This is a genomic window from Streptomyces sp. NPDC006430 (genome assembly GCF_040612395.1).
In the GTDB taxonomy this organism is placed as follows: Bacteria; Actinomycetota; Actinomycetes; order Streptomycetales; family Streptomycetaceae; genus Streptomyces.
The window spans coordinates 1-20,862 of sequence record NZ_JBEXQA010000059.1; the positions used below are offsets into that span (position 1 = coordinate 1).

A 20,862-nucleotide genomic window follows, 5' to 3' on the forward strand; every position below is an offset into this window, starting at 1 on the left:
ATCGAATGCCCGGCCAGGAAGTCGGGGCGCACACCCCAGGACTCGACGAGTCGGAACAGGGCCGTCTCGATCGCGAAGAGGGCGGGCTGCGTGTATGCGGTGCTGTTGAGCAGGGCCTCGTCCTCGCCCCACATCACCTCGTACAACGGCGTGCCCAGATGCGCATCGAGGGCGGCGACCACGGCATCGAGGGCCTGGGCGAACACCGGGAACGCCGCGTGCAGTTCACGACCCATCCCCAGACGCTGCGCACCCTGACCCGTGAACAGGAACGCCGACTTGCCCTCCCGGACCGTACCGGTCACCACTCCCGCGGCCGTGCCGCCCTCCGCGAGGGCGGTCAGACCAGAGAGGAGTTCCTCACGGTCCATGCCGAGAACCACCGCGCGGTGCTCGTGGGCCGTACGTGTGGTGGCCGAGGAGAAGGCGAGGTCGGTCGGTGACACGTCCTGGTGCGCCGTGACGTGGGCGTGCAGGCGCCGGGCTTGGTCGGTCAGGGCCTGGGCGGAGCGACCCGACAGGACGACCGGCACCACCGGCAGTTCGCGGCCTTCGGCCTCGGCGGACTCGGTGGCGGGGGCTTCCTCCAGGATGACGTGCGCGTTCGTACCGCTGAGGCCGAACGAGGAGACTGCGGCGCGGCGCGGGCGTTCGCCCGCCGGCCAGGCGACCGGCTCGGTGAGCAGCTTGACGTTGCCCGTCTCCCAATCCACGTGCGGGGTCGGGTCCTGCGCGTGGAGGGTTTTGGGCAGGAGGCCGTGGCGCAGCGCCTGGATCATCTTGATCACGCCGCCGACTCCGGCCGCGGCCTGGGTGTGCGCCAGGTTCGACTTGAGGGAGCCCAGCCACAACGGCTTGTCATCGTCGCGGCCCTGACCGTACGTCGCCAGTAGGGCCTGTGCTTCGATCGGGTCGCCGAGCCGGGTGCCGGTGCCGTGTGCTTCCACGGCGTCGACATCGGTGACGGTCAGGCCGGCGTTCTCCAGGGCGCTGCGGATCACCCGCTGCTGGGAGGGGCCGTTGGGGGCGGTCATGCTGCTGGACGCGCCGTCCTGGTTGACCGCGCTGCCGCGCATGACGGCCAGGACCTGGTGGCCGTTGCGGCGGGCGTCGGAGAGGCGTTCCAGCACGATGACGCCGACGCCCTCCGAGCAGCCGGTCCCGTCGGCCGCGGCTGCGAAGGGCTTACAGCGGCCGTCTGCGGCCATGCCGCGTTGGTGGCTGAAGTAGAGGAACATGTCCGGCTCGGTCATCACCGTGACACCACCGGCCAGGGCGAGCGTGGACTCGCCCGACCGCAGGGACTGCGCCGCCAGGTGCATCGCGACCAGCGAGGACGAGCACGCCGTGTCGACGGTCACTGCCGGGCCCTCCAGGCCCAGGCTGAACGCCACCCGGCCGGTGATGAGGCTGCCGCCGGTGGTCGCGGCGGCTTCCGTACCCAGTGCGTAGTCGTGGTACATCACGCCGCCGAAGACGCCGGTCCGGCTGCCCTTGAGGGTGTGCGGGGCGATGCCGGCGTTCTCGATGGCCTCCCAGGAGGCCTCCAGGAGCAGGCGCTGTTGCGGGTCGAGGGCCAGGGCCTCGCGGGGGGAGATCCCGAACAGGCCCGCGTCGAAGTCACCGGCGTCGTACAGGAACCCGCCCTCACGGGTGATCGTCCTGCCGAGCTTGCCCGGCTCGGGGTCGTACAGGGCGTCGGTGTTCCAACCACGGTCCGTGGGGAACGCGGACACCCCGTCCCGCCCCTCGGCCACGAGCTGCCACAGTTCCTCGGGCGAGTTCACGCCGCCCGGGTAGCGGCACGCCATGCCCACGATCGCGATCGGTTCGCCGGACGCCCTGCGTTCCGCCTCGGCGAGCCGTTTGCGGGCGTCGCGCAGGTCGGTGGTAGCCCGGCGTAGATATCCGAGAAGCTTCTCCTCGTTGCTCACCGAGCACACCCTCCCATGCCATTCGACGACCCGAAACGAGCTACGCTTTACCGCGTCTGCCCGGGCCGGAAATCCATCCCTGCGCCGGGTTTTCGCGAGCATTCCACTCAGTCGCCACGGACTGATATCTCTCGAAAATTACTTCGGCAGGGGGTGGTCCGCCCACCCCTGAGCGCGGCCTCGGGCCCCCTAGGATCACGACTGCCCCACCCCTCCCCCCAGCAGGCTGCGCGGTGAGGCCGGGCCCTCCCCCGGCCGACCCCTGCTCTCCGATCGCGACGGGCGCACGGTGAATTAGGGGTGGATAGGGGTAGCTCCGGGGCAATTCGCTCCGATAGCTTGCAGAGCGAAACTTCGGCCGCCGACCGGGCGAGTTGTCCACCCGGAATACGCTTGCGTTCAGGGACACGAAATGTCTCAAGAAAACCCTGCGTTATCGCTCCGCATCGACGATCCGCTTTTTGTGCAGGGCCTGACTCATAACGATTCGACCGAGCGCCTGGGGTACCGCACCCCACGGCGCTCAAGGTGTGTCCCGCCGCCGCACGGGAACCCCCTCGGCCGGCCCCGCTCGCCGTCCCTCCGTTGCCCCTTCCGTTGCGGCCTCCGTCGCGGCGCCACCCCCCACTCCCCCTCCACCCCCCAACGAGTACGTGACACGCGCTTGCGTACCTGATACGCTCTGCGTGCCACGTACGCCGAGAGGATATGGACGATTACCATGACGGAACTGAAGCCCAAGGCAGGAATGAAGGAGTGGTGCGGCCTAGTGGTGATCGTCCTGGTCACCTTGTTGGTCGCAGTCGACGTGTCCGTGCTGGGCTTTGCCATCGCGCCGCTGAGCGAGGACATCTCGCCCACCGCGTCGCAGCTGCTGTGGATCATGGACATCTACAGCTTCGTGTTGGCCGGCACCCTGGTCACCGTCGGCTGGCTGGGCGACCGCATCGGGCGTCGAAAGCTTCTGCTGATCGGTGCCGCCCTGTTCGGTGCGGCCTCCGCCTGCGCGGCCTTCTCGACCAGCCCTGAGATGCTCATCGCCTCGCGGGCCCTGCTCGGTCTCGCCGCGTCGACACTGACGCCGACGTCTCTCGCGCTGATCCGCAACATGTTCCACGACTCGAAGGAACGCAAGACGGCCATCGCGGCCTGGGGTGGCACGCTCACCTCGGGTGCCGCCATCGGTCCGGTCGTCGGCGGTCTGCTCCTGAACAACTTCTGGTGGGGCTCGGTCTTCCTGATCAACACCCCGGTGATGGTCCTGGTCCTGATCCTGGCTCCGATCCTGCTGCCCGAGTACCGCGACCCGAACCGCGGCAAGCTCGACCTGCTGAGCACGGTGCTGTCCCTGGCCGGTGTGATGACGCTGATCTACGGGTTCAAGGAGCTCGTCATCGAGGGCTACAGCCAGGGCGCGGTCGTCTGGGCCGTCGTCGGTGCGCTCCTGATCGTCGCCTTCGTGGTCCGCCAGAAGACGACCGCCAACCCCATGATCAACATCTCGCTGTTCCGCAGCGGCGGCTTCAGCGGCGCGGTCATCGTCAACCTGATGGTGGCGTTCGCCCTCATGGGCAGCAGCGTCCTGACCAACCAGTACCTCCAGATGGTGCTCGGCTACTCCCCGCTCAAGGCCTCGCTCTGGTCGCTGGCGCCCATGCCGGCCATCGGTGTCGCGGTCGCTCTCTCCGCCTCGCTCGGCCGCAAGGTCCGCCCGGCCGTACTCATCGGCTCCGCCCTGGTCATCATGGCCGTCGGCTTCGGCGTCCTGAGCCAGGTCGAGGTCGACTCCAACATCGCAGTGGTCCTGGTCGGCGTCGGCCTCCTGGCCGGCGGCATGGTGGCGTCGAAGACGCTGGCCGCCGAGATCGTGGTCACCTCCGCTCCGCCGGAGCAGGCCGGTTCCTCGGTCGCGACGTCGGAGACCTTCACCGAGTTCGGCATCGCCTTCGGCTTCGCCTCGCTCGGCAGCATCGGCTCGGCCGTCTACCGCGACGACATGGCGAGCGTGAGCCCGGCCGGGGTCACCGGTTCGGCCCTCGACTCCCTGCGCAACACCATCGGCGGTGCGGCCGACGTGGCCGCCCACCAGTCGCAGCAGGTCGGCGCCCAGGTGATCGAAGCCAGCCGGGAGGCCTTCACGCACGGCCTCCAGGTGGCCTCGGTCGCCGGTGCGGCCCTCATGGCCCTCACCGCCGTGATCGCCACCCTCCTGCTCCGCAAGACCCCGATCGAGGCGGCGCTGCCCGGCTCGGTCGAGGCCGCGCAGTCGCAGGAACCCCAGCACGCCCAGTCCACCGCTGGTGCGGCTTCCACCCCCGCCGCCGCACCGCACTCTTCGGTCGCCTACCGCTGATCCCGGGCAGGCCCGAAGGGTCCGAAAGACGTCCGCCCCGACCACCGCAAGGTGGTCGGGGCGGACGTCTTTCGCCGTGTCCGTGGTTCTGCGCGGGGGTTCCGCGCGCAGCGTTCCGCGCGCGGTTCCTCCGACGCCGTCAGGCCAACGGGTTCTCGCCGGCCTTGACGCGGATGAGCACCTCGATCCCGTCGAGCACCCGCTGGAGGCCGAAGGTGAAGTCGTCGTCCGTCTCCGCGAACGTCCCGGCCTCGATCAACTCCCGGACCGCGGGGAAGGTCTCCGCGTCGACGAACTTGTCCATCGCCCGCCCGTAGTTGGCCATCAGCTCGGCCTCGCTCACGTCCTGGCTGGTCAGCCCCATGGACAGCTGCGCGTTGTTGCGTACGTAGCCCACCATCAGCAGCATCACCGACAGCTTCTCGTTGGGCGAGAGCCCGGTGCGCCCGAGGGTGCGCAGCCCGCATTCGAGCCAGCTCATCTGGCCCGGCTCCAGCGGCGGCCCGCTGACCGGGATCTGGAGCATCCACGGGTGGCGCCGGAAGATCTCCAGGAACGCGCGGGCCCACAGTTCCAGACCGCCGCGCCAGTCCTTGTCGCTGCCTTCGAGCAGCGGCGGCCTGCCGTACGCCATGTCGACCATGAGCGACTGCAGTTCGTCCTTGCTCGACACGTGCCGGTACAGGGACATCGTCGCGAAGTCGAGTCGCTCGGCCACCCGGGCCATCGACAGGGATCCCAGCCCGAACTGGTCCGCGTACTCGATCGCAGCCGTGACGATGCGCGCCGCGCTCAGTCCGGCGCGTGCTCCGCGCTGCTCCTTGCTGCGCAGCTCCCACAGCACGTCGATGCTGCCCGGCAGGCCGCTGCCCTCGTTACTGGTCATGGAGCGTCCCGCCTTCATTCGTCCTCTTCATCGGTCCATGCGTATCACGCACGCATTTGGGGACATGGTATGCGCCACCAGGCCGTTTTCCCGCACGATCGTCCGGGCACGGGAAAAAGGCCCCCACCGGACTCGGCAGGAGCCTTCGCCCGGCCCGGGGTGCGTCAGCTCAGGTGCGCCGTGATCTCCCCCAGTACGGAGGCCGCCTGGGAGTTGAGGTAGAAGTGACCGCCGGGGTAGGTCCGCAACGTGTACGGGCCCGTGGTGTGCCCCTGCCAGGCGCGTGCCTCCTCGGGGGTCACGTGCGGGTCGCTGTCGCCGGTGAGGACGAAGACCGGGCAGGTCAGCGGCGCCCCGGGCGCGTACCGGTAGGTTTCGGCGGCCCGGTAGTCGGCCCGGACCGCGGGCAGGATCATGCGGACGATCTCCGGGTCCCCCAGCACCTGGCTGTCGGTACCGGCGAGCCGCGTGATGTCGGCGAGCAGGCCCTCGTCGTCGCACAGGTGGACCCGCTCGTCGCGCACGGTGGACGGGGCGCGGCGGCCGGAGGCGAACAGCCCGTGCAGGGTGGTGCCCTGCGCCTCCAGGCGCCGGGCGACCTCGAAGGCGAGGGTCGCGCCCATGCTGTGCCCGAAGAAGGTGACGGGTCGGTCGAAGCATGGCCGCAGCTCGTCGGCCACCGCGTCCGCGAGGGCCGCGATGGAGTCGAGGCAGGGCTCGTTGCGCCGGTCCTGGCGCCCGGGGTACTGGATGGCGAGGACGTCGACGCCCGGGGTCAGCGCCCGGGAGACCGGGAAGTAGAAGGAGGCCGAGCCGCCGGCGTGCGGGAAGCAGACCAGCCGGTGCGGGGCCTTCCTGCCGTCGGGGTGGAAGCGGCGCACCCAGGCGCCGGTCTCCACGGGTGCCTCTGTGGTCATCAGCTGTACTCCTTGGTCCGTGGGCCGGCCTGAGCGCGGATCAGCCGTCTGGTCGTGGTGTCGAGCTCGTGGGCTCCCGCGTCGAACTTGCAGCGGACGTGGAAGAGGTCGTTCATCAGGTCGGCCGAGCCGATCTTCCGCGAGGGCCCGCGCTCGGCGATCCCGGTCAGCGGGAGCTTGCCGGTCTCGGCCCAGCGCAGCCGCCCGCCGGAGTCGATGTAGCTGCGCGCCCGGCCCGCGTTGTCCGGGTGCACGCAGTACGGGACGTCCAGGTAGCCGCGGCGGAACGCCGTGAGCAGGGCGCGCCCCAGGTCGTCGTCGAGGTTCAGCACGGCGTCCACCAGGGCCCGCGCCTCCTGGTAGGTCTGGGAGTCGGCGAAGGTGGCGTCCGGTCCGCGACCGGTGCGCAGCGCGGTCCGGCTCGCGTACTCAAGTGCGTGGACGTTCTCCGTGACGGTCGGGATGCGGCGCGCCTCCGCGGCCGTCTTGACGATGAGCCGTTCCGCGCCGGTGGCGACGGCCAGTTCGGCGGCGCTGCCCAGCAGGCCGTAGGCGCCGTGGTCCGTCTCGGGGTAGACGCCCATGTACGCGTAGATGACGACGTGCCAGTTGTCGATCGGCAGCAGTTCGGCGCAGAGCCGGCGCAGCGCGGTGACCGCTTCCCGGTCCTGCGCCATGTCGGTCTGCTGGGCGTAGCTCAGTGAGATCGAGCGCAGGCCGTGCTGGGCGAAGAACATCGCTTCGAGGAAGCTGATGGCGACGAGCTGGCTGGGCGGGCACAGCTGGCCCATCATGCAGCCGCCGAAGGTCTCCAGGTGCGGTTCGATGCCCACGTCCTGCATGCGGACGTACAGCTCGCAGCAGCCCTCCCAGTTGCGGATGGCGTCGGCGAGCGGGGTGCGTCCGTAGGGCAGGCAGTACGAGACCGGCCCGCCCTCGGTGGCGTTGAGGTTGAGCCGCATCATCGCCCAGAAGATGTCGAGGGGCGTGGCGGAGCCGTGCCTGACCTGGACGGGGAAGCCCGCGTCGCGCACGCCGTCGAGCACCGCCGCCGTGGTGGCCGGCGGGTGACTGACGACCGGGTAGCCGTTGAGGTCGATGCCGTCGCGCAGCGCGGCTTCGACGGCCTCCAGGTTGCCGACCCGGGTGTAACTGTCGAGGGTGAGGGTGCCCACGGTGGTGGCGGCGGCGGCCTTGGTGGCGGCGAGGCCGGCGCGCATCCGCCCGGGGTCCCCGAAGCCCATGCGGGGCTGGACCACCAGGCGGCCGTTGCCGCCCTCCCGGCGGACGAACTCCCCGAAGTCGACGGGGGCCGGGCTGTCGGGCCGTCCTTCCCGGACGGCGTCGAGGACGGTCATGCGGAGACCCGGGCGTGGTCCACGGCCCGCTGCTGCGGAGCGGGCAGCGTGGCGAGGAACGAGTGGAACGCGGCGATCGGGTCCTGACCGTCCTCGAACACGGCGTCGAAGCCGGCGGCCATCAGCTCGTGGGTGCGGCTCGTCCCCTCGCCTCCGTCGGTGCCGAGTTTGCCGCCGATGACGATCGGGGTGGCGGCCAGCGGGGCGCAGTCCCGGAGCCGGCCGATGACCCGCATCCCGTCCTGGTAGCCGTGGCCGTTGACACTGCTGATCACGATCATCTCGGGGTTGCGGTCGCGGCACTCGGAGACGAGCAGTTCGTCGGGCACGCACGGGCCGAGGTTCACCACGTCGTACCCGCACTCCTCGATGAGCAGCTGGAGGAAGACGAGGTTCCAGGTGTGGGAGTCGGAGGCGAGCGTGGTGACGATCACCGTTCCCTTGGACCGCTCGGGGAACGCCTCCGTGGTTCTCGCGGACGGTTCACGCATGAGGTGCGCCCTCCCGGACCCGGTACGTGCGCACGTGCTCGATCCGGGAGACCGAGACGACCTCGCCGCCGCGGACGGCGACCTCGGTCGGGGCCGGGCGGCCGAGGAACATCAGCAGGCTCGACGTGGGCCCGTACGCACCGGCGTTGGGGATGCGGACGAGGTCGCCGACCTCCAGGACCGGGACGTCGATGCCCCGGCCGAGGACGTCGCCGGGGGTGCACAGCGGACCGACCAGGCTGGCCCGCTCCGTCTCGTCGTCGGCCTCGACCTGAACGGACACGGGCAGCAGCCGGCCCAGGCCGGACATCCCGCCGAAGGTGTTGATGCCGGCGTCGAGGATGACGAACTTCTTGCCGCGGCTGACCTTGACGTTGGTCACGCGGGCGACGAGCGTGCCGCTGTCGCCGCTCAGGTAGCGGCCGGACTCGACGGCGAGCCGCGGTGCGCCTTCGCGCCAGTGCGGGAAGTGGACGTCGAGCGCGGACTCCAGTTCGGTGCGCAGCTTGGGGTAGAGCGCCCGCTCGCCGTGCTGCGCGTACGGTACGGAGAAGCCGCCGCCGATGTCGAGGAGGCGCAGCGGGATGCCGAGGTCCTCCTCGATGGCGGCGGCCACCCGGATGGTGTGGGTGAGTTCGCCGATCAGGGCCTCCTCGTCGCTGGCGTTGCTCTGCGAGAAGAGGTGGAGGCCGGCGACGGAGGTCCCGGGCACCGAGCGGAGCTGCTCGGCGAGGCCGCGGACCGTCTCGCTGTCGATGCCGAACTGGGTGGGGGCGCCGGTCATGCGGATGCTGGTGGTGGCGCTGGCGGAGGCGCTGTTGATCCGCAGCAGGCAGTCGACGACGGTGCCGTGCTCGACGGCTGCCGCACCGATGTGCTCCAGGTCTCCGAGCGATTCGGCGGAGAAGGTGCGCACGCCTGCGGCGATGGCCTCCCCCAGTTCCTCGGGAGTCTTGCCGGGACCGGTGTAGAGGATGTCGGCGCCCGGGTAGCCGGCTTCGAGTGCGGCGGCCAGCTCACCGGTGGAGCTGATCTCCGCCTTGCACGAGGGGCCTTCGCCCTCGCGCAGTGCGCGGACGAGATCGACGTGCGGGTTGGCCTTGAAGGCGTAGAAGACCTCGAAGCCCTCGGGCAACGAGGCGAACAGGTCGTGGCGGGCGGCGCGGGCCCGGTCGAGGTCGTACACGTACAGGGGTGTGCCGTACTGCCGGGCGAGATCGGTCGGCTCCATGGACTGGGGACTCACTTTCCACTTCCGTCGAGCAGCAGGGCCAGCTCTTTGCGGGCGTTCTTGCCGTGCTGGGTGAGCGGGAACTCGGTTAGCACCCGGCAGACCGCGGGGACCTTGGCGGACTCCAGCCGCTGGGCGACGCCCCTGAGCACCTCGGTGGGGGTCAGGTCGCTCTCCACGAAGAGGACGAGGTCGTGCTTGTCCCCGGGCGGCAGTGCGGCGGCGGCGCGGACGCCGGGGATGTCCATGGCGGCGCCCTCGATCTCCAGGGTGCTCATCCGCAGGCCCTTGCGCTTGAACATGTCGTCGCGGCGGCCTTCGAAGTACAGGTAGCCGTCTTCGTCGAGGCTGCCGTAGTCGCCGGTGTGCAGGCAGCGCTGGCCGCTCGCCGGGTCGGTGCGGAAGGCGCGGGCGGTGATCTCGGGGCTGTTCCAGTAGCCCGGCATCACGTGCGGGCCCACGGCGACGATCTCGCCGACCTCGCCGGCGGGCAGCGGCCGGCCGTCGGCGTCCACGATGAGCACCTGGGTGCCGGGCAGGGGCAGTCCGACGGCGCCGGGGCGCTCCCGGTCCTCCTCGGGCGGCATGACGGTGATGCGCTTGGCCTCGGTCTGGCCGTACTGGCGGACCACGCGGGCGCCGGGGAAGTGCTCGCGCAGTGCGTCGATGGTGGCCTGCGGCAGGGCTGCGCCGGTGTTGGTGAACATCCGGACGGGGGCCGGGGATCCGCTGTCGCGCCGACCCAGGGTGACGATCATGGAGGCGAAGGAGGGCACGATGGGCACCACCGTCGCCCCGGTCTCACGCATCCGGCGCAGCAGGGTCAGGTCCGAGTCCCGATCGGCCAGCACGATCTCGCAGCGGGCGATGCAGGTCATCACGACCTTGTAGAGGCCGTAGTCCCAGGACATCGGGAAGCGGCAGAAGACCACGTCGTCGCTGCGGTAGCCGAGCGCCTGGGTCAGGGCCCGGGAGGCGAACGTGACCTGGGCGTGCGGGCAGACGACGCCCTTGGGGGCGGCGGTGCTACCGGAGGTGTAGATGAGGGTCGCCACGTCCTCGGGGCGCACCTCGGAGGTGAGGGTTGCGCCCCGGGCGCGCAGCTGTTCCACCTCGGCCCACACGTCGGCGAGCAGGTGCACCTGGCCGACGGCCTCCAGCAGGCCGGGGCCGGTCTCGGCGGAGCCGATGGCCAGCTTGGGCCCGGCGTTCTCGCTGACCTGGCGCAGGTGGTAGGGCTTCATCGTCGGGTTGAGCGGTACGAAGACCGCTCCGGCCCGGGAGGCCCCGTAGAACATGGCGGCCAGCTCTCGGCCGGTCGGCAGCTGGAGCACGACCGGGTCGCCGAGGCCGATGCCGCGGCTGCTCAGCCAGGCGGCGAACGCCTGGCTGTACTGGGCCAGTTCCCGGTAGGTCCAGGCGCCGACGGAGTCACGGATCGCGACGGCGTCCGGCACCGCGGCGGCCGCGTCGTCCAGCAGCCCGTGGACGGTTTCCCCCGGGGATCGTTCGGGAGTAATTCCAGTTTCTTCGCGTATTGAATACGAGAGGGTGACCAACGCCCCACTCCTGCCTCGAGTTCTTCCTGCTTTTCGGATGGCGTTCTGATTCAGATGGAGTTCGGTGGGAACGGCCGGGCGATGTAATCGCTGACGGTCTGGCGGACACGGTCGGCGTGTGCCGTCAGGAAGAAATGGCCGCCGCTGAAAACAGCGAGCGAAAACGGGCCGACGGTGTGTTCCCGCCAGGCGTCGGCTTCGTCCGCGGTCACGTGCGGGTCTTCGGTGCCGGTGAGTGCGAGGACCGGCGCGCTCAGCGGGGGTCGCGGACTCCAGCGGTAACTCCGGGCGGCCCGGTAGTCGCTGCGCAGGGCGGGAAGGATCATGTCGACGAGTTCCGGGGTGTCCAGGACGGCCGCGTCGGTCCCCTGGAGCCGCATGATGCCGGCGAGGAGCTCCTCGGTCGTCTCCGCCCGGCCCGATCCGATGCGCAGCCGTGACGGGGCGCGCATGCCCGATACGACGAGCCCGGCCGGCCCGCGACCGCGGTCCTCCAGCCGGCGCGCGACCTCGAAGGCGACCAGGGCTCCCATGCTGTGCCCGAACAGGGTGAGGGGGCGGTCGGCCCACTCCAGGAGGGCCTCGGTGGCCCGGTCGGCGAGGGTCCCGATGTCCTCGATGCAGGGTTCGCCGCGGCGGTCCTGACGTCCGGGGTACTGGACGGCCAGGACCTCCGCGTCCGGCGCGAGGGCGTGGGCCATGGGGAAGTAGAAGGTGGCTGCGCCGCCCGCGTGGGGGAAGCAGACGAGGCGGTGGGGGGCGTCCGGCGTAGGGCGGAACCGCCGGATCCATGCACTGGTGCCCTGGAGCGCTTCCGTCATGTCTCTTCGATTTCCCCTCTCACGGACACCGGGTGGTCCCGCACTCTCCATCGAAACGGCGGGCCGCTCCGGCCGCCATCACCAACGCCCCCTGTGCCCACCCTTCACCACCCCTACGTTCTCCGACGGGACTGCATTTCCTCCGGGGACAGAACGACTTAGGGGTATTCGGTGAAGGTGAAGCGCAGCAGCCTGCATGGGGTGAACTCCGGTTGGGGGTCCCCCCGGATGGGGGCGCCTCCCAGCGATAGCTGGGGAGAGTCTGGGGGAGGAATGCGCAGCCGTTTTCCGTGAAACGGTGACGCACCTCGTGTGCGCCCTCCCCTGCCGCCGCTGAGCCCGAGCCCCGACCACGACCCACGCGATCGATCCAGGCCGTGACCGCACACCAGGTGCGGGGCGGATGAGAGAGGGACCCATGACGGAACTCACCAATGCGCGGTCGGAGACGACGGTCCGCCCGTTTCCGCTGGCGCGCACCGGCTGTCCGATGCAGCCGGCCCCGGAGTACGCGGAGCTGCGCGAGAGCGAGCCGGTCTCCCGGGTGAAGCTGACGTTCAACGGCCGCGAGGCCTGGCTGCTGACCCGCTACGAGGACATGCAGCAGATGTTGCGCGACCCCCGGTTCCAGTCGGACATCGCCGACCCCGGCTACCCGCTCCAGTTCGGCTTCCCCCTGGAGCTGCTGGAGCAGGGCATCGTGCAGCGGACCCTGTTCCACATGGATCCGCCGGTGCACACCCAGCACCGCATGATGCTGATGCCGGAGATGACCGCCAAGAAGGTCGAGGCCATGCGGCCCCGGACCCAGGAGATCGTCGACGAGCTCATCGACGCGGTCCTCGCGCAGGGCGGCCCGGTGGACATCATCTCCGCCCTGACGATGCCGCTGCCGTCCATCGCGATGACCGAGCTGCTGGACGTGCCGCGCGACCAGACCGACCTGTTCTACCGCTGGATCACCTCGCTGGTGACCCAGGGGACCCCGGAAGAGCACGCCGCCGCCAACACCGAGGTCGAGATCCTGCTGCACCGGCTGATCGCCGAGCGTACGGAGAACCCCGGTGACGACCTGATCAGCAGCCTGATCCTGCGCAATCAGGAGCGGGGCGGCGAACTCGGCCCCACCGACATCAGCGCCCTGGTGCGCACGATGATCGCCGGCGGTCACGAGAGCACCATGAACGGCATGACGATGGCCGTGCTGGTGCTGCTGAGCCATCCCGAGCAGGCGGCGATCCTGCGCGAGAACCCGGAGCTCGCCGGCCAGGCGGTCGACGAACTGATGCGTTTTTCGAGCGTCGCCGACCACGGCACCGTCCGGGTCGCGAAGGAGGACGCCGAGATCGGCGGCCAGCTCATCCGCAAGGGCGAGGGCGTCATCTGTTCGCTGACCGCGGCCAACCACGACCCGCGCGTCTTCGCGGACCCGAACACCCTCGACTTCCACCGCAAGGAGGCCGCGGCGAACATCGCGTTCGGCTACGGCCACCACCGTTGCGCGGGCCAGGTCCTGGTCCGGATGCAGATGGAGGTGCTGTTCACGACGCTGCTGCGCCGCATCCCCGGGATCCGTCTCGCCAAGCCGGTGGAGGAGCTCCCCTTCAAGGAAAAGGCCCTCATCGACGGCCTGCACGAGCTGCCGGTCACCTGGTAGCGGAGAGGACGAAGATGCTACAGGTCATCATCGACAAGGACGTCTGCGTCGCCTGCGGGGCCTGTGTGCTCTCGGGCCCCGACGTCTTCGACCAGAACGAGGACGGCCAGGCCGTCCTCGTCGTCGACGAGCCCGGTGAGTCGCTGCGCGACCAGATCCTGGAGTCCATCGAGGCGTGCCCGGTGCAGGCCCTGAGCCTCGTCGAGCCCGCGGTGGCCACCGCCGACTGACCCCGCCCGTACGACGCCCGGGGGCGGCCTGCGCGGGCGGCCCCCGGACCGTCCACCAGCCCGTTCGACGGCCCTTCCCCGTCCGCCCGTTGACGCCCGGTCGTCTCCGGGCGGGCGGCGAGCTTGCTGACATCCCTTCCGTCCGCTGCGGACAACGAGTGTGTGGAGTGCAGATGACTGAGCCCGGAAACTTTGTCTCCGGCACCGACGGTGTGCCGACCGGTCACACCGCTGCGGACGCGGCGACGGAGTCCGCGCTCGTGCGTGACCTCGAGGCGCTCGCCACGGCCGAGCAGACGTACGTACTGCTCGACCTGGTACGCGATCACGCGCTCGCCGTCCTGCGGGCGAAGCACGCCGACGCGCCGGACGCGGCGGCCCTTCCCCCGTCGGTCGACCCCGACCGCTCCTTCAAGGACCTGGGGCTCGACTCGGTGGCCCTGCTGGAGCTCCAGATGCGGTTGAACGGGGCCACCGGCCTCGCCCTGCCGCCGACCGTCGCCTTCGACCACCCGTCGCCGGCCGAGCTCGCCGCCCACCTGCGCACCGAAGTCCTGGGCCTGTCCGACCGCCCCGAGACGCCGGTCCGTGCCGTGGCCGCATCGGACGAACCCGTCGCCATCGTCGGCATAGGCTGCCGCTACCCCGGCGGGGTCGCCTCCCCGGAGGACCTGTGGCGGCTGATCAGCAACGGTGAGCACGTGCGGGACGAGTTCCCGGACGACCGCGGCTGGGACCTGGAGGCGCTCTTCTCCGACGACCCCTCGACGCCGGGCACCACGTACGTGCGGCACGGCGGATTCCTGCCCGACGCGGCCGAGTTCGACGCGGACTTCTTCGGGATCAGCCCGCGCGAGGCCCTCGCGATGGACCCGCAGCAGCGGCTCGTGCTGGAGACCGTGTGGGAGGCCGTCGAGCGGGCCGGCATCGACCCCGGCTCGCTGCGCGGCACCGAGGCGGGCGTGTTCATCGCCGCCGAGCCGCAGGAGTACGCGATGCGGCTCCACGAGGCGCCGGACGGCCTCGACGGGTACTTGCTGAGCGGCAACGCCCCCAGCGTCATCTCCGGGCGCGTCTCGTACGTCCTCGGGCTCGCGGGCCCGGCCCTGACCGTGGACACCGCCTGCTCGGGCTCCCTGGTCGGCATGCACCTCGCCGTCCAGTCGCTCCAGCGCGGCGAGTGCACGCTCGCGCTGGCCGGCGGTGTGGCCGTCATGGGCAGCCCCGGCACCTTCACCGCCTTCAGCCGGCAGCGGGGCCTGGCACCCGACGGCACGGTCAAGGCGTTCGCGGCCGCCGCCGACGGAACCGCGTTCGCCGAGGGCGTCGGCGTGTTCGTCCTGGAGCGGCTGTCCGACGCACAGAAGAACGGCCACCCGGTGGTGGGCGTCATCCGCGGCTCCGCCCTGAACCAGGACGGCGCCTCCAACGGCCTGACCGCGCCGAGCGGTCGCGCCCAACAGCAGGTCATCCGCCAGGCCCTCGCCAACGCCGGCCTGACCGGCCAGCAGGTCGACGCCGTCGAGGCGCACGGCACGGGCACCACCCTCGGCGACCCGATCGAGGCACAGGCCCTGATCGCCACGTACGGCAAGGACCGGCCGCAGGACCGGCCGGTCTGGCTCGGCTCCGCCAAGTCGAACATCGGGCACGCCCAGGCGGCGGCCGGCTCGGCCGGCGTCATCAAGATGCTGATGGCGATGCGGCACGACGAGCTGCCCCGCACCCTGCACGTGGACGAGCCCACCCCCAACGTCGGCTGGTCGGCCGGCGACGTACGGCTGCTGACCGAGTCCGTCGCCTGGCCGAAGGGCGAGGAGCCCCGCCGGGCCGGTGTCTCCTCCTTCGGCGTCAGCGGTACCAACGCGCACGTCATCATCGAGGAACCGCCCGCCGCCGCGGCGGACACCTCCGGGGCCGGCGCGGCCCCGGAGGCCCCCGCGACCCTCCGGAGCGGCCCCGTCCTGCTGCCGGTCTCCGCCGCGAGCGGGGCGGCGCTGCGCTCCCAGGCCGCCCGGCTGTTGGCCCGTGCCGAGGACGAGGACGCACCGGGTGCGACCGACCTCGGCTACTCCCTCGCCACGTCCCGCGCCCTGCTCGGCCACCGTGCGGTGGTGGCCGCCGAGGACCGCGACGCGATGCTGGCGGGCCTGCGGGCCCTGGCCGAGGGCCAGGAGTCGCCGTACGTCTTCCCCGGCACCGCGGACGGCGGCCGACTCGCGTTCCTCTTCACCGGGCAGGGCAGCCAGCGCGCCGCCATGGGCCGCCGGCTGTACGACACCCAGCCGGTGTTCGCCGCCGCCCTGGACGAGGCGATCGGCTACCTCGACCTCCAGCTGGACCGGCCGCTCCACGAGATCCTGTTCGCCGCCGAGGACACCGCCGAGAGCGCACTGCTGAACGAGACGGTGTACGCGCAGGCCACCCTCTTCGCCGTCGATGTGGCCCTCTTCCGGCTGCTGGAGTCCTGGGGCGTGCGCCCCGACTACGTGGCGGGCCACTCGATCGGCGAGCTGGCCGCCGCGCACGTCGCGGGCGTGCTGTCCCTGGACGACGCCGCGACCCTGGTGGCTGCGCGTGGCCGCCTGATGCAGGAGCTGCCCGAGGGCGGCGCCATGGTGGCGGTGACGGCCTCCGAGGAGGCGGTGGCGCCGCTGCTGGCGGCCGTCGGCGCCGACCGGGTGGCGATCGCCGCGGTCAACGGCCCGGCGTCCGTGGTCATCTCGGGTGCGGCCGAGGCCGTGGCCGAGGTCGCGGCACGGCTGGAGGCCGACGGGCACCGGACCAAGCAGCTGCGGGTGAGCCACGCCTTTCATTCGCCGCTCATGGAACCGATGCTCGACGAGTTCCGCCGGATCGCCGAGATCCTGGACTACTCCGCGCCGCGCATCCCGCTCGTGTCGACGCTGACCGGGCGCACCGCGACGGCCGCCGAGCTGTGCTCGCCGGAGTACTGGGTGCGCCACGTGCGCGAGGCGGTCCGCTTCGACGACGGGGTGCGCCGGCTGGCCGACCTCGGGGTCACCACCTTCCTGGAGATCGGCCCCGACCCGGTCCTGTCGGGCCTGGGCCGCGACTGCCTCGCGGACCCTGCCGGCGCCGCCGGCCCCGCCGGCGCCGCGGTGTTCGTCTCCGCGCTGCGGCGCGGCCACGACGACCTGAGGCAGCTGTCGGCCGCGCTGGCCACCGCGCACGCCCGCGGCGCGCGGGTGGACTGGCAGGCGTACTTCGCGGGCCGTGGTGCCCGCCGCGTCGAGCTGCCGACGTACGCGTTCCAGCGCGAGCGCTACTGGTTGGCCGCCCCCGTGTCCCGCGGCGATGCCGCCGGCCTCGGGCAGGTGGCCGCCGACCACCCGTTGCTGGGCGCGGTAGTGTCCCTCGCCGACACCGGCGCCTCGGTGCTGACCGGGCGGGTCTCCCCGCGTTCGCAGCCGTGGCTGGCAGACCACGTGATCGCGGGCAGCACGCTGCTGCCGGGCACCGCGTTCGTCGAACTCGCCCTGCGGGCCGGTGAGGAGACCGGTTGGGAGCGGCTCGACGAGCTGATCATGGAGGCTCCGCTGCTGCTGCCCGTCACCGGCGGGGTGGCCCTGCAGATCGTGGTCGAGGCCGCCGTCGCTGACGGTCGCCGCCCGATCGCCTTCTACTCCCGCGACGAGGACGCCCCCGCCGACGCGCCGTGGACCCGCAACGCCACGGGTGTGTTGACCGTGGCCGGCGGGCCCGCCGCGGCCGAGCCGTTCGACGCCGCCGTGTGGCCGCCGCGTGGCGCCCGGCCCGTCGACACGGCCCGTCTGTACGAGGACATGGCGGCCCAGGGGTACGGCTACGGCCCGGCGTTCCACGGTCTGAAGGCCGTGTGGCAGGGCGACGGCGAGGCGTTCGCCGAGGTCGCGCTGCCCGCCCACGTCAAGGACCAGGCGTCCGCGTTCGGCCTGCACCCGGCGCTGCTGGACGCCGTGCTCCAGGCCACCGACTTCGCGTCCCCCGAGCCGGTCGGCGAGGGTCCGCGGCTGCCGTTCGCCTGGTCGGGCGTCTCCCTGTTCGCGGCCGGTGCCTCCACCCTGCGGGTACGGATCACCGCGACCGGCGCCGACTCCGTCGCGCTCGACCTGGCGGGAGCCGACGGCCTGCCGGTCGCCTCCGTCGAGTCGTTCACGGTCCGCCCGGTCACGGCCGAGCAGCTGCGCCCGCAGGCCCACGACGCGCTCTTCCACCTGCGGTGGACCTCCCGGCCGCTGCCGGCGCCCCGCGAGGACGCGCCCGCCGTCGTCGCCCACCACAGTCTGCGGGGCGCCGCCGCCGGCGCCGATGTGCCCGCGCAGGTGCGCGCCGTCGCGCAGGACGTGCTGGCCGCGCTCCAGGCGTGGCTGGACGACGAGCGGTCGGCGACCGACCGCCTGGTCGTCCTGACCCGCGGGGCGGTCGCCGTCACCCCGGGCGAGGACATCGACCTGGCCCAGGCACCGGTGTGGGGCCTGGTGCGCTCGGCGCAGGCCGAGAACCCCGGCCGGTTCGTCCTGGTGGACTGCGACGGCTCGCTGGAGCCGGATGACCTGCTGCGGCTGGCCGCGGCCCTCGACGAACCGGAAGCGGCCGTCCGGGACGGCGAGTTGTACGTCTCCCGCCTGGCCACGCTGCCCGCGACCGACCCGCAGCCGTCCCCGTGGGACCCGCAGGGCACCGTCCTGATCACCGGCGGCACCGGCGGGGTCGGCGCCGCCGTCGCCCGGCACCTGGTCACCGAACACGGCGTACGCCACCTGCTGCTGACCGGCCGGCGGGGCGCGGACGCCCCGGGCGCACGCGGGACCACCGAGGCGCTGGCCTCGCTCGGCGCCCAGGTGACCGTCGCCGCCTGTGACGCGGCCGACCGGGACGCGCTGGCCGCACTGCTCGCCGCGATCCCGGCCGACCGTCCGCTCACGGCCGTCGTGCACGCGGCCGGTGTGATCGACGACGGTCTCGTCAGCTCGCTCGACGCCGAGCGGCTCGACACGGTCCTGCGACCCAAGGCCGACGGCGCGTGGAACCTGCACGAGCTGACGCAGGGGATGGACCTGTCCGCGTTCGTCCTGTTCTCGTCCACGGCCACCCTGCTCGACGGGGCCGGCCAGGGCAACTACGCGGCGGCGAACGTGTTCCTGGACGCGCTGGCCACCGCGCGCCGCGCCGCCGGACTGCCGGCGACCTCCCTGGCCTGGGGACTGTGGACCGGCGTGGGCGGCATGGGCGGGCAGCTCGACGAGGCGGCCCTGCGCCGCATCGAGCGCCTCGGCCTCCAGGTGCTGACCCCCGCCGAGAACCTCGCGCTGCTCGACGGCGCGCTCACCGCGACCGGCGGCGAAGGCGCCGTCGTACCCGTCCGGTTCAACCTGCGCACCCTCCAGGCACGGGCCGCCGAGGTCCCGTCCGTCCTGCGCGGCCTGGTGCGGCCCGCCCGCCGCAGCGCCGGCACCGGCGGCGTCCCCGTCGAACAGTCCCTGGCCCGCCGGCTCGCCGGCCTGTCCCGCGCCGAGCGCGGCGAGGCCCTGCTGGACCTCGTCCGTACGCAGGTCGCGGCCGTCCTCGGCCACGACGGCGCCGACCGGATCAACCCCACGCGCGCGTTCAACGAGATGGGCTTCGACTCCCTCGCCGCCGTGGAACTCCGCAACCGGCTGAGCTCGTCCATCGGCCTCCCGCTGGCCGCCACGCTCATCTTCGACTACCCGTCGCCGAGCGCACTCGCCGACCATCTGGCGAGCAAGCTGGGCGACCCGGGGCGCGACGCCCGCCGCGCGGCACCCGCCACCACGGTCCTCCCGGCCGAGGACGACCCGATCGTGATCGTCGGCATGGCCTGCCGCTACCCGGGCGGCGTGGCGACGCCGGACGACCTGTGGCAGCTGGTCCAGGGCGGGGTCGATGCCGTCTCGGCGTTCCCGACCGACCGCGGCTGGGACTCGGACATCCACGACCCGGAGCCGGGCAAGCCCGGCAAGAGCCTCACCGACAAGGGCGGGTTCCTCTACGAGGCCGCCGCGTTCGACGCCGAGTTCTTCGGGATCAGCCCGCGCGAGGCGCAGGCCATGGACCCGCAGCAGCGACTGCTCCTCGAAGTCTCCTGGGAGACGTTCGAGCGGGCCGGCATCGACCCGCACGCCCTGCGGGGCAGCGACACCGGCGTGTTCGCCGGCGTGATGTACCACGACTGGGGCCTGCGTCTGGGCCCACTGCCCGAACACCTCGCCGGCTACCACGGCAACGGCAGCCTGGCGAGCGTGGTCTCGGGCCGCGTCGCATACGCGCTCGGCCTCGAAGGCCCTGCGGTGACCGTGGACACGGCGTGCTCCTCGTCCCTGGTGGCCATGCACTGGGCAGCGCAGGCGCTGCGGCGCGGTGACTGCGGGCTCGCGCTCGCGGGCGGCGTGACCGTCATGTCCACGCCGGACACTTTCGTCGATATGAGCCGACAGGGCGGCCTGGCCGCCGACGGCCGGTGCAAGTCCTTCGGCAGCGGCGCGGACGGCACGGGTTGGGGCGAGGGCGTCGGCCTGGTGCTCCTGGAGCGCCGGTCGGACGCCGAACGCAACGGTCACCGGATCCTCGGTGTCCTGCGCGGATCCGCGGTCAACTCGGACGGCGCGTCCAACGGCCTGACCGCCCCCAACGGTCCCTCGCAGCAGCGCGTCATCCGACGCGCCCTCCAGGACGGCGGGCTGACCGCCGCCGACGTCGACGTCGTCGAGGGCCACGGCACCGGCACCACGCTGGGCGACCCCATCGAGGCACAGGCCCTGCTGGACACGTACGGCCAGGAGCGCCCGGTGGACGGACGTCCGCTGCTGCTCGGCTCCATCAAGTCCAACATCGGCCACACGCAGGCGGCTGCCGGTGTCGCGGGCGTCATCAAGATGCTCCAGGCCATGCGGCACGGCGTCCTGCCCAAGACCCTGCATGCCGAGGAACCCTCCCCCCAGGTCACCTGGGAGGCGGGAGCCGTGGAGCTGCTGACCGAGCCGGTCGCCTGGCCGGCCGTGGCCGATCGCCCGCGCCGCGCGGGCATCTCCTCCTTCGGCATCAGCGGTACGAACGCGCACCTCATCGTCGAAGAGCCGCCGGTGGCAGCCGGGGTGTCCGCCCAAGCCCCCGAGTCCGCCGAGGCCGAGGCCGCCACCGGGCTGCTGCCGTGGGTGGTGTCGGGGCGGACGGTGCAGGCGCTGCGTGCGCAGGCCGGACGTCTGGTCGCGCACCTGGAGACGTTGGACGACGCGGACCTCGCGGTGACCGGCCGGGCGCTGGCCACCCGGCGCGCCCGGCTCAACGAGCGGGCCGTCGTCATCGGCACGGACCGTGAGGAACTCCTCTCGGGTCTGACCGCCCTCGCGGAGGGCGGCACGGCCGCGGGAGTGGTGACCGGTACGGTCCGCGAGGGCAAGTCGG

The 20,862-nt window shown here is 72.1% G+C and carries 12 protein-coding genes; 4 read left to right on the forward strand and 8 right to left on the reverse strand.

The features are described 5' to 3' along the window. Positions 1 to 1,934 (reverse strand): type I polyketide synthase (locus ABZZ20_RS35595; RefSeq protein ID WP_356876971.1); only part of this gene is annotated, 1,934 nt, incomplete at its 3' end. A gap of 721 nt (positions 1,935 to 2,655) precedes the next feature. Here ABZZ20_RS35595 and ABZZ20_RS35600 point away from each other — a divergent pair. Next, positions 2,656 to 4,287, forward strand: a complete 1,632-nt coding sequence (locus ABZZ20_RS35600; RefSeq protein ID WP_356876973.1) for an MFS transporter — start codon at positions 2,656 to 2,658, stop codon at positions 4,285 to 4,287. Between the two features lie 139 nt (positions 4,288 to 4,426). On the opposite strand, the gene ABZZ20_RS35605 is transcribed toward ABZZ20_RS35600, so the two are convergent. The 7 genes from ABZZ20_RS35605 to ABZZ20_RS35635 form a co-directional block, all read right to left on the reverse strand. Continuing rightward, on the reverse strand, positions 4,427 to 5,173 hold the full coding sequence (locus ABZZ20_RS35605; RefSeq protein WP_356876975.1) for a TetR/AcrR family transcriptional regulator: 747 nt from the start codon (positions 5,171 to 5,173) through the stop codon (positions 4,427 to 4,429). A 164-nt stretch (positions 5,174 to 5,337) separates the two neighbouring features. Beyond that, the gene (locus ABZZ20_RS35610; RefSeq protein ID WP_356876977.1) at positions 5,338 to 6,090 is read right to left on the reverse strand and encodes an alpha/beta fold hydrolase; all 753 of its coding nucleotides are present in this window, start codon (positions 6,088 to 6,090) and stop codon (positions 5,338 to 5,340) included. Continuing rightward, a complete protein-coding gene (locus ABZZ20_RS35615) occupies positions 6,090 to 7,448 on the reverse strand; it encodes a methylaspartate mutase (RefSeq protein WP_356876979.1) in 1,359 nt (452 codons plus the stop codon). Before ABZZ20_RS35615 ends, ABZZ20_RS35610 begins: the two co-directional genes overlap by 1 nt. Then, positions 7,445 to 7,939: a cobalamin-dependent protein gene (locus ABZZ20_RS35620; protein ID WP_356876981.1), complete on the reverse strand. Its 495-nt coding sequence runs from the start codon at positions 7,937 to 7,939 to the stop codon at positions 7,445 to 7,447. The genes ABZZ20_RS35615 and ABZZ20_RS35620 overlap by 4 nt, the downstream gene beginning before the upstream one ends. Beyond that, the gene (locus ABZZ20_RS35625; protein WP_356876991.1) at positions 7,932 to 9,170 is read right to left on the reverse strand and encodes a type III PLP-dependent enzyme; all 1,239 of its coding nucleotides are present in this window, start codon (positions 9,168 to 9,170) and stop codon (positions 7,932 to 7,934) included. The genes ABZZ20_RS35620 and ABZZ20_RS35625 overlap by 8 nt, the downstream gene beginning before the upstream one ends. Positions 9,171 to 9,181: 11 nt before the next feature. Next, positions 9,182 to 10,651, reverse strand: a complete 1,470-nt coding sequence (locus tag ABZZ20_RS35630; RefSeq protein ID WP_356876993.1) for an AMP-binding protein — start codon at positions 10,649 to 10,651, stop codon at positions 9,182 to 9,184. 128 nt (positions 10,652 to 10,779) lie between these two features. Beyond that, positions 10,780 to 11,550, reverse strand: a complete 771-nt coding sequence (locus tag ABZZ20_RS35635; RefSeq protein WP_356876983.1) for an alpha/beta fold hydrolase — start codon at positions 11,548 to 11,550, stop codon at positions 10,780 to 10,782. A gap of 403 nt (positions 11,551 to 11,953) precedes the next feature. On the opposite strand from ABZZ20_RS35635, the gene ABZZ20_RS35640 reads away from it, so the two are divergent. The 3 genes from ABZZ20_RS35640 to ABZZ20_RS35650 form a co-directional block, all read left to right on the forward strand. Then, positions 11,954 to 13,207: a cytochrome P450 gene (locus ABZZ20_RS35640; RefSeq protein WP_356876985.1), complete on the forward strand. Its 1,254-nt coding sequence runs from the start codon at positions 11,954 to 11,956 to the stop codon at positions 13,205 to 13,207. A gap of 14 nt (positions 13,208 to 13,221) precedes the next feature. Then, the gene (locus tag ABZZ20_RS35645; protein ID WP_356876987.1) at positions 13,222 to 13,437 is read left to right on the forward strand and encodes a ferredoxin; all 216 of its coding nucleotides are present in this window, start codon (positions 13,222 to 13,224) and stop codon (positions 13,435 to 13,437) included. A 173-nt stretch (positions 13,438 to 13,610) separates the two neighbouring features. Beyond that, positions 13,611 to 20,862 (forward strand): SDR family NAD(P)-dependent oxidoreductase (locus ABZZ20_RS35650; RefSeq protein WP_356876989.1); only part of this gene is annotated, 7,252 nt, incomplete at its 3' end.